Annotated in this window: 1 protein-coding gene; it reads left to right on the top strand. The window is 47.3% G+C overall.

Annotated features, from left to right (window positions below; translation table 11 throughout):
• Positions 1 to 513 precede the first annotated feature (513 nt).
• Positions 514 to 1,815 (top strand): group II intron reverse transcriptase/maturase, encoded by a 1,302-nt coding sequence (gene ltrA / locus AB1L17_RS31300; protein ID WP_412848914.1) that lies wholly within the window; start codon positions 514 to 516, stop codon positions 1,813 to 1,815.
• Positions 1,816 to 1,889: the final 74 nt, after the last annotated feature.

The following is a 1,889-nucleotide window of genomic DNA, read 5'->3' as shown; positions in this document are numbered from 1 at the left end:
AATGTGCGCCCAGCATGGGCGTTATCTATAGGGTTAAAGTCCCGAATGGTGAAGGCAGTAGTAGCCATTAGCTTAAGACAAGGGTGTCCACCGTGAGGTGGAATCTGAAGGAAGTCGGCGGCAAACCTCCGGTCTGAGGAACACGAATCTCATATGAGGCTAGCATTCGTTGGATGAGCCTGCATTACAAGGCAAAGTCCTTACTGCCAAAGGCGAATGAGAGTAAATGAGGCGGATAGATGGAGGGGAAGATAACGCTCTTACCTGGGGAGACCTGACCGAAACGCCATGCTCACATGGTAACCTTCTTTGAAAGGAGAAGCTGAACGGTCAGGAGTCAGCAGAGGTCATAGTACCCTAGTAAGGGACGCCTGAACAGGGAAGGACTGAACATTTAGGAAGAACGAGAAACTAGGCGTTCATTCTTGCTGATGAAGCAGACAATCCGTTAGGACTTGCTCAGTGGAGGAAGTGGTGAATTCCACGGGGGACTCTGAGAAGGCTGAAGTAAGAATGGCACAAGTAGAAAGAACGTTCACGCGAAAGGAATACCTCAACATGATAAAGCAACTTCTGTCACGGGAAAACCTTCTGACAGCATTAAAGAGAGTGGAAAAGAATAAAGGAAGCCACGGTGTGGATGGTATGTCAGTAAAATTCCTACGTGAACATATCATGACCAACTGGGACTCCATCCGCCAGCAGTTAGAGGATGGTACTTATCAACCGCAACCAGTCCGAAGGGTCGAAATCCCGAAACCTAACGGTGGAGTACGGTTGTTAGGAATTCCTACTGTGACAGACCGCTTTATCCAGCAGGCAATCGCTCAAATTCTTACACCTATCTTCGACCCAATGTTCTCCGAACACAGTTATGGCTTTCGTCCAAATAGACGAGGACATGATGCAGTCCGGAAGGCAAAAGGATTTATGAAAGAGGGAAAACGGTGGGTTGTTGATTTAGATTTAGAGAAATTCTTCGATAAGGTGAACCACGACAAGTTAATGGGGCTGATCGCCAAACATGTCGAGGATAAGATACTTCTTAGGCTTATCAGAAGCTATTTAGAATCAGGCATCATGATCAACGGAATCGAGACAGCCAACGAGGAAGGGGTACCGCAAGGTGGTCCTCTCAGTCCGTTGCTCTCCAACATCATGCTGCATGAATTGGACAGGGAACTCGAAAAGCGTGGCCTCAGCTTCGTCCGCTATGCGGACGACTGCAACGTGTATGTTTCCTCGAAGAAGGCTGGCGAACGAGTGATGGCATCCATCACTGCGTTTATTGAGGGGAAGCTAAAGCTTAAGGTGAACCTAGAGAAAAGTGCGGTAGACCGTCCTTGGAAACGCAAATTTCTTGGGTTTAGCTTTACCCACCAGCATGATCCAAAGATTCGAATTGCAAAAGAAAGCATGAAGAAGGTAAAACAACGGATTCGAGAATTTACCTCGAGATCAAAAGCGCTTCCCATGGAGTATCGAATTGAACAGCTAAATCAATACCTCATTGGTTGGGCTGGGTACTTCTCACTGGCAGACACACCTTCAGTCTTCTCCAGTTTAGACGAATGGATAAGAAGAAGGCTCCGCATGTGCCTATGGAAACAGTGGAAGAAGCCCCAAACAAAAGTAAAAAGGCTTGTTGCCTTGGGAGTACCCAAAGCAAAAGCCTTTGAATGGGGTAATTCTCGTAAGAAATACTGGCGAATTGCCTGCAGTCCTATACTTCACAGGACTTTGGATAATGCCTATTGGAAGACCGAAGGTCTAAGAAGTCTTAAGGACAGGTATTCACTTTTACGTCACACCTAGATGAACCGCCGTATACCGAACGGTACGTACGGTGGTGTGAGAGGACGGGGGTTAGTCACCCCCTCCTACTCGAT

The organism is Brevibacillus jepli, assembly GCF_047229145.1.
GTDB lineage: Bacteria > Bacillota > Bacilli > Brevibacillales > Brevibacillaceae > Brevibacillus.
The sequence above is the reverse complement of the archived record's forward strand: the minus strand, read 5'-3'. Positions and strand labels throughout refer to the sequence as shown.

Bases quoted from the DNA above. Each gene is read 5' to 3' on its own strand.
- ltrA (WP_412848914.1), top strand. From the start codon at position 514: ATGGCACAAGTAGAAAGAACGTTCACGCGAAAGGAATACCTCAACATG.